The sequence below is a fragment of the Caloramator proteoclasticus DSM 10124 genome, assembly GCF_900129265.1.
Lineage (GTDB): Bacteria > Bacillota > Clostridia > Clostridiales > Caloramatoraceae > Thermobrachium > Thermobrachium proteoclasticum.
Genome location: NZ_FQVG01000072.1, coordinates 1 through 8,666, shown reverse-complemented (window position 1 = coordinate 8,666; position 8,666 = coordinate 1). Strand labels below are relative to the sequence as shown.

Genomic DNA, 8,666 nt, shown 5'->3' with positions numbered 1-8,666 from the left:
TCCATTATTAAATTTTAATTCAAAATCTATATTTGAACCTTTATCACGATTTAGAAAACACTCACTATGATAACTTTCCTTAAATCCTGATTTAATTGATAGATCAAAAACTAAACAGCACTCTTCCATGTGAGTTCTTGCATAATCAGTTAATATAGCATATCCATTTTCATCTCTTGTTACATATTTAGGATGTTTTAAAACAAAATGTGAATCTACATATATGTAACTACCTTCTTTTATCAAAGCAGATAATTCTGGATCAATAAAACTTTGTATAGCTGCGTCTATTGCACTAATTGAAAAGGTCTGATTTCTTTTTAAAAAACCTTTTTTAAAACAATGTGGTCTGATATAATGACCATCTATATAAGTAAAAGTTCCTATTGCTTCTTCATATCCTACATCAATCATTCGAATTTTAGCTGCTAATCTTGAAACACCAAAAAATAAAGCCAATTCATCAATAACTGGTTCCATTACATCTATTATTTTTTCTGTTTGTAATAATTGTTTATATTTCTTTATAAGTTCAAATGCCTTTTCTTTAAATGTTGAAATTGGCATTTGTATCCTTGGGGTAAGTGCATTTGCCTGCCATTCCATCCATTCAGTTGCATCCCTGTTACTATCTTTTATTCCACCTACTACTTGACATTTTATTTTTGTTGCACTACTGTTATATAACCTTTCCAATTCAAATGCCTTTCTGTGTAGAGCCCAATGAACGCACTCATGAACAATAGTATTATTAACAGATCCAAGGTTACGTAGAAAGTATGCTTTCGGATCTACAAAAATAGTTTTAGCATTTACATGAATTTGAACCATTTTATCACTGTTTTTATCATAGAATTCTGCTTCGCAATCATGAAAAAAAATTTGTCCAAACACTGTAAAGTCCTTTGTAATATCTCTAATTTCTATTTTAAGACCTATTTTTTCTGCCAATAATTGTGGGTCAACTGCCATCGGAGTCTTTAATGCTTCTGGATAATTTTTGCGTAGAAATTCTGTGGCAACAGATTCTAATTGTTCACTATAAATAAATGGAACAAGTGAATCTGACATAGGTTTGGGCTGCTTACTTTTGATTTTATACCCAGTTAAACTGTAAATTTTAAAGTCATCTAAATTACAGTCTAAATCTCCAGAACATTTTAATACAAACCACTGCACACAATTTTCAGATTCATCATAGTGATAGTCTGACTCTCTTACTTCAAATTCAGCTTCTACTACTACATCAAATTCTATCTTCATGCCTGGCAAGTCATTGACATTTACAAATTTCACTTCGATATCTGATAATTCAATGCCACCAATTTTTCTAACTTTATATAACCACAAGTCTAAATTATTATAGTTATATTCAATATAATCCTGAATGGCTTCAAATAACTCATTTTCAAATCTATTTGCTATATATTCTGTAAAGGAACGATTAGCTGCCAATATATCATCTCCTTCAAATAGGCAGTTTATATTATTTATTTTTATCTGATGTTTTTAACTTTTTATCTTTAGGTAAATTATAACATCATTTTACATAGCTTATAATCAAAAATTGTCGTTTAATACAAATTTTTCTGATAATATAAACAATAATATAATTAATGCTTTTGCTACAGAGCTTTTGGCACCAATTGCTCTACTTAAAAATATTCATTGTCTAAGCCCTGCTATGATTCAAGCCATGTGCAATGTTTCTGAAGAAGCTTCAATGTATATTTTTGATAATGTTAAAAAGTTTGGACATAGGGACGTGTATGCTAATGTTGAGTATTTATTTTTTGAGAGGTTTTTTGATTTTGTTATGGATGTAAGTTTCGGAGTGCAATATTAAAGGGTGAGTAGTTTGTCGCTACGCACCCTATTATTTATTATTTCAATTGAGCTTTAGTATTTTTTTTGATAAACTATATTTGATTGATATAAATCATATGTAATTTTTCTATTAATTTACATTTTACTATGTTTTATAACTTTTTTTAAAATTAAATTATTGAAAGGGGTTTAAATATGGTTGATAACAGAAAAGAACAAGAAAGAGCAGAATTATATCGCACAATATGGAATATAGCCAATGATCTACGTGGAAGTGTAGATGGTTGGGATTTTAAACAATATGTTCTTGGAATGTTGTTTTATCGTTATATTTCTGAAAATATAACAGCATATATAAACAAAGGAGAATGGGAAGCTGGATATACAGATTTTGATTATGCCAAGTTGTCAGATGAAGAAGCAGAACAAGCACGTGAAGATATAATTGCAACAAAAGGTTTTTTTATTTTACCAAGTGAATTATTTGAAAATGTACGTCGTCGTGCGGCTGATGATGAGAATCTAAATGAAACTCTTGCTAAAATATTTAAAAACATTGAATCTTCAGCTCAAGGAACAAAAAATGAAGAAAATTTTAAGGGACTATTTGATGATATTGATTTAAATAGCAATAAATTAGGACCAACTGTTGCAAAACGTAATGAAAGGTTGGTTAAGCTTTTAAATGGAATTGCAGATATGAATCTTGGCGATTATAAAGATAATACAATTGATGCCTTCGGTGATGCTTATGAATTCCTTATGTCAATGTATGCATCAAATGCTGGGAAAAGTGGTGGTGAATTTTTTACGCCACAGGAAGTTTCTGAATTATTAGCACGTATCACATTAGTTGGTAAAACTGAAATTAATAAAGTTTATGACCCAGCTTGTGGTTCAGGTTCCTTACTTCTAAAGTTTGCAAAGATATTAGGCAAGGATAATGTTCGTCAAGGTTTTTATGGGCAAGAAATAAATATAACAACCTATAACCTTTGCCGTATTAATATGTTTTTACATGATATAGACTATGATAAATTTGATATTGGACATGGCGATACATTAACTGAACCTTTACATTGGGATGATGAACCTTTTGAAGCAATAGTTTCAAACCCACCATATTCTATAAAATGGGATGGGGATAGTAATCCAATACTTATAAATGACCCACGTTTTTCACCTGCTGGAGTTCTTGCACCAAAATCTAAAGCTGACCTTGCTTTTATTATGCATAGTCTTTCTTGGTTAGCTACAAATGGAACAGCTGCAATAGTATGTTTTCCAGGTGTTTTATATCGTGGTGGTGCTGAACAGAAAATAAGAAAATATTTAGTAGAAAATAACTATATAGATTGTATTATTCAATTACCTGAAAACCTATTCTTTGGAACAAGCATAGCAACTTGTATTATGGTATTAAAAAAATCAAAATCCGATAACAATATACTATTTATAGATGCCTCAAATGAGTTTGTTAAAGTTACAAACAATAATAAGCTTTCTCAAGATAATATTGAAAAAATACTTAATGCTTATATTGATAGAAAAGATATAAAACATTTTGCCAAACTTGTATCAAAAGCAGAAATTGAAAAACAAGATTATAACCTTTCAGTTTCTACTTATGTAGAAAAGGAAGATACAAGAGAAAAGATAGATATTGTTGCTCTTAATGCTGAAATAAAAGAAATAGTTGAAAGACAAAATAAATTAAGAGAAGAAATTGATAAGATTATTTCAGAGATTGAGGTGGCAGAGTAATGAGTAAATTAGAAGAATTAATAAAAGAATTGTGTCCTGACGGGGTGGAGTATAAGACCATCGGAGAAATATGTGAAATTACGCGTGGTCGTGTCATGTCAAAAGAATACCTGCGTGATAACGCTGGGGAATATCCTGTATATTCATCACAAACTACAAACAATGGCATTTTTGGTTTTATCAATAATTATGATTATGATTGCGAATCTATTACTTGGACTACTGATGGAGCAAATGCTGGGTCTGTTTTTTATCATATTAACGAGAAATTCAGTATAACGAATGTGTGTGGCTTATTGAAAGTTATTGATCGAAGTCATATAAATACTCGATTTATTTATTACTGTTTGCAAATAATTGCAAAAGATTATGTTAATTCTGGCATGGGTAATCCAAAACTAATGAGCAATGTAATGGCTCGCGTGAAAATCCCCCTTCCCCCTCTGCCTGTTCAGCAGGAAATAGTCCGCATATTGGACAAGTTTACTGAACTTACTGCTGAACTTACTGCTGAACTTGAAGCAAGAAAAAAGCAGTATGAGTATTATAGGGATTTGCTGCTTACGTTTGGTGATGAAGTGCCACGAGTGGCTATTGATGATCTTTTTAATATTCGTAACGGATATACACCATCAAAATCCAACAAGGAGTATTGGGAAAACGGAGTAATTCCTTGGTTTCGGATGGAAGATATACGCGAAAATGGAAGAATACTTTCAAATGCATTGCAACATGTTTCAATAAATGCTGTTAAAGGAAGACCATTTCCTGCAAACTCTATAATTATTTCTACTTCTGCAACAATAGGTGAACATGCACTAATACAAACCGAGTTTTTAGCAAATCAAAGATTTACAATACTCTCACTTAAAAATGAATATCAAGATGTGAATATAAAGTACCTATTTTATTATTGTTATATACTTGGTGAATGGTGTAAAAACAACTTAACACTTGGGCATTTTGCTTCTGTTGATATGGTTGCTTTTAAGAAATTTAGAATTCCCCTCCCTCCCCTCGAAGAACAAGAACGAATAGTTTCTATCCTTGACCGCTTTGATGCACTATGCAACGATTTAACTATTGGCTTACCAGCTGAAATTGAGGCAAGACAAAAACAATATGAATATTACAGAGATAAGCTATTATCTTTTAAGCCACTTCCATCAAAAGATGAGGAGGCGGTAGAATGAGCACATATAATATTGTTGCAAGTACCGATGAATCTACTGTTGTCTCTGAGTATTCTGCAGAATATCGTGTGCGTTCAGGAAAATACCAAAGTGAGGCAGAACTTGAAGAAGAATTTCTTAACCTTCTAACCTCTCAAGGATATGAATACATTGGAATTCATAATGAAGCTGCATTGATTCAAAACCTTCGAAAACAACTTGAAAAGCTAAATGATTTTACTTTTTCAGATAATGAATGGAATAGATTTTTTGCAGAATGTTTAGCTAATCCCAATGAAGGTATTGTAGAGAAGACTCGAAAAATTCAGGATGACCATATACAAATACTTAAAAGAGATGATGGAACAACTAAAAATATATATCTTATAGATAAAAAAAATATTCATAATAATTATTTGCAGGTAATAAACCAATATGAAGAATCAGGTGGAACTCATAAAACCCGTTATGACGTTACTATTCTAATAAATGGACTTCCTCTTGTCCATGTTGAATTAAAACGACGAGGTGTTGCAATTAGAGAAGCATTTAATCAGATTAACCGTTATCAGAAAGATAGTTTTTGGGCATCATCTGGTTTATTTGAGTATGTGCATATTTTTGTAATTTCCAATGGAACACACACTAAATATTATAGCAACACAACACGTAATGCCCATATAAAAGAACAAAGAGCAGCAGAAAATAAAAAAAGTAAGAAAACCAGTAACAGCTTTGAATTTACAAGTTACTGGGCAGATGCTAATAATAAAATTATACCCGACCTAATTGACTTTACAAAAACATTTTTTGCAAAACATACTTTGTTAAACATATTGACAAAATATTGTGTTTTTACTTCTGAAAATCTTTTATTAGTTATGCGTCCTTATCAAATAGCTGCAACAGAGCGTATTTTATCTCGTATAGAAATAGCAACAAATTATAAAAAAATGGGAACTATATCGGCAGGAGGGTATATTTGGCATACTACAGGCTCAGGTAAAACATTAACAAGTTTTAAAACAGCACAATTAGCAAGCTCTTTGAGTTATATTGACAAAGTTTTGTTTGTTGTAGACCGTAAAGACCTTGATTATCAAACAATGAAGGAATATGACCGTTTTGAAAAAGGTGCTGCTAATGGTAATACATCTACAAGAATACTTCAAAAGCAATTAGAAGATTCTAATGCCAGAATTATAATAACAACAATACAAAAATTAGATAAATTTATATCTAAAAACAAACAGCATCCTGTTTATAACCAAAATGTAGTTTTAATATTCGATGAATGCCACCGTTCTCAATTTGGAGAGATGCACAATAAAATTATTAAGGCATTTAAAAAATATTATATCTTTGGATTTACTGGAACACCTATTTTCGCTGTAAATGCAAATAATGGTAACAATCCACTTAAAAAAACCACTGAACAAGTATTTGGAGATAAACTTCATACTTATACAATTGTTGATGCAATAAACGATGGGAATGTATTGCCATTTAGAATAGACTTTATAAATACTATTAAAGAGAAAGAGAACATAAATGATGCAAAAGTTCATTCAATAGATATTGAAAAAGCTTTATTAGCACCTGAAAGGATACGAGAAGTTACAAGCTATATTTTAGATCATTTTGACCAAAAAACTAAACGTAATAGCTTTTATTCATTAAAGGGTAAAAGAGTTGCAGGATTTAATTCCATCTTTGCTGTAGAATCAATACCAATGGCAATGAAGTATTACACTGAATTTAAGCGTCAATTAGAAGAACGAAATAGAAATCTTGTTATTGCAACAATTTTTAGTTTTAGCCCTAATGAATATGATCCAGATGATATCTTCCCTGATGAAGAATTTGAAACCGATAAGCTTGATAAATCATCAAGAGACTTTTTGGAGTCTGCTATTTCTGATTATAACAAGATATTTAACACCAATTTTGATACTTCAGCTGATAAATTTCAAAACTATTATAAAGACCTTTCACAAAGAGTTAAAAACCGTGAAGTAGATTTGCTTATAGTAGTTAATATGTTTTTAACTGGCTTTGATGCTACTACACTTAATACACTTTGGGTAGATAAAAACTTAAAATATCATGGATTAATTCAAGCCTTTTCAAGAACGAATAGAATATTAAACTCTGTAAAGACTTATGGAAATATAGTTTGTTTTAGAGATTTAAAGCAAGCAACTGATGATGCTATTTCACTTTTTGGAGATAAAAATGCAGGTGGAGTTGTTCTTCTAAAAACTTTCAATGAATATTACAATGGTTTTGATGAAAATGGTAAGCACTATCATGGATATATAGAATTAATATCATCTTTACAAAAAAATTATCCTTTAGGCAAAGCAATAATTGGAGAAGAAGCTCAAAAGGATTTTATAAAGCTATTTGGTTCTATACTTCGTATTAGAAACATTTTATCTGCCTTTGACGATTTTGAAGGAAAAGAAATTATAAGTGAACGTGATTTTCAAGATTACCAAAGTGTATATATTGACCTTTATCAAATTTACAGGAAAGATGAAAAGGCTGATAAAGAAAATATCAACGATGATATAATATTTGAAATTGAGTTAATTAAACAAATTGAGGTTAACATTGATTATATACTAATGTTAGTTGCAAAATACCACGAATCTAACTGTACTGATAAAAGTATTCTTGTTACAATTGATAAGGCTGTTAATTCAAGTATAGAACTTAGAAGTAAAAAGGAATTAATCGATAAATTTATAAATTCTATTAACCTATCTACTAATGTAGATGATGATTGGCGTAAATTTGTTTTAGAACAAAAAGAAAATGATTTAGAAAATATAATTAAAGAAGAGAAACTAAAACCAGATGAGACACGTAAATTTATAGAAGGTTCTTTTAGGGATGGCATTTTAAAGACCACTGGAACTAATATAGATAAGATTCTCCCACCTATTTCACGTTTTGGTAATGGTAACAGAACAGCTAAAAAGCAAAGTGTTATTGAAAAATTAATGAATTTCTTTGAAAAATACACTGGTTTAATATAGCTAAATAATCAGCAGGCTACGTATATATGACTAAACGTGGAAAAAGTTTGAATTTGTTTTTAATGGATGGCACTCCCAATGGGATAAAAAAGTGCACCCTTGCTAATTGGACAGGTGTAGCTTATAAAATACCACGCACCAAACTTGATGAATTAAAAGGCAGAAATGACCTCTCTCAAAGTGGTGTTTACTTTTTGTTTGGAACTTCCGACCAAACAGACGAAAATATAGTATATATTGGACAAGCTGGAATAAGAAAAAATGGCGAGGGGCTTTTAAGTCGATTGATAGAACATAAACGTAATCCTGACAAAGATTATTGGACAGAGGCTGTTGTATTTACTACATCTAATAATTCATTTGGCCCTACAGAGATAAGCTATCTTGAAAATCGATTTTGCACTCTTGCTAAAGAAGCAAATCGCTATATTCTTAAAAACGAAATTGAACCCACTCAAGGTAATATAACTGAAGAAAAGGAAAGTGAACTTGAAGAATTCATTGATTATGCCAAAATTGTTATGGGTGCTCTTGGTCACAAATTATTTGAACCCCTCATAGATAAGCCTAAAATAACAATTAATGTTGAGACTCCTGAAGAATTGCTACTCTTTCTAAAACGAAAAAGTCGAAAAAGTGGCAAAATTATCGAGGCAAGTTGTAAGCGAACAAACGAAGGTTTTGTAGTTTTACAAGGTAGTCATATTGAAACGATAGATTCTGAAAGTATTCCGCCTGGTATTAAAGAACGCAGGCAAAAAGCCAAAATAGATGAAAATGGAATACTTCAAGAAAATATCTTATTCCATAGTCCATCATATGCAGCTGCTTTTGTCATTGGTGGTAACGTAAACGGACT

At 30.8% G+C, this 8,666-nt stretch carries 5 protein-coding genes; 4 read left to right on the top strand and 1 reads right to left on the bottom strand.

All coding sequences use genetic code 11. The features are described from left to right. A partial coding sequence (locus BUB63_RS12095; RefSeq protein ID WP_073250087.1) for an ImmA/IrrE family metallo-endopeptidase occupies positions 1-1,455 on the bottom strand: 1,455 nt, incomplete at its 3' end. A gap of 567 nt (positions 1,456-2,022) precedes the next feature. Between BUB63_RS12095 and BUB63_RS12085 the strand changes: the two genes are divergently transcribed. The 4 genes from BUB63_RS12085 to BUB63_RS12070 form a co-directional block, all read left to right on the top strand. Further along, complete coding sequence (locus BUB63_RS12085; RefSeq protein WP_073250080.1) at positions 2,023-3,591, top strand: type I restriction-modification system subunit M; 1,569 nt, start codon at positions 2,023-2,025, stop codon at positions 3,589-3,591. After that, positions 3,591-4,784 carry a restriction endonuclease subunit S gene (locus BUB63_RS12080; RefSeq protein ID WP_073250077.1) on the top strand — a complete coding sequence of 398 codons (1,194 nt, stop codon included), beginning with the start codon at positions 3,591-3,593 and terminating at the stop codon, positions 4,782-4,784. Before BUB63_RS12085 ends, BUB63_RS12080 begins: the two co-directional genes overlap by 1 nt. Further along, positions 4,781-7,807: a type I restriction endonuclease subunit R gene (locus tag BUB63_RS12075; protein WP_073250074.1), complete on the top strand. Its 3,027-nt coding sequence runs from the start codon at positions 4,781-4,783 to the stop codon at positions 7,805-7,807. Before BUB63_RS12080 ends, BUB63_RS12075 begins: the two co-directional genes overlap by 4 nt. 26 nt (positions 7,808-7,833) lie before the next feature. Beyond that, the coding region (locus BUB63_RS12070) for a GIY-YIG nuclease family protein (protein WP_073250071.1) at positions 7,834-8,666 on the top strand (833 nt) is incomplete at its 3' end.

What these genes read in the sequence shown, in the direction of transcription:
- BUB63_RS12085 (WP_073250080.1), top strand. Translation starts at nt 2,023, where the DNA reads ATGGTTGATAACAGAAAAGAACAAGAAAGAGCAGAATTATATCGCACA.
- BUB63_RS12075 (WP_073250074.1), top strand. Translation starts at nt 4,781, where the DNA reads ATGAGCACATATAATATTGTTGCAAGTACCGATGAATCTACTGTTGTC.
- BUB63_RS12080 (WP_073250077.1), top strand. Translation starts at nt 3,591, where the DNA reads ATGAGTAAATTAGAAGAATTAATAAAAGAATTGTGTCCTGACGGGGTG.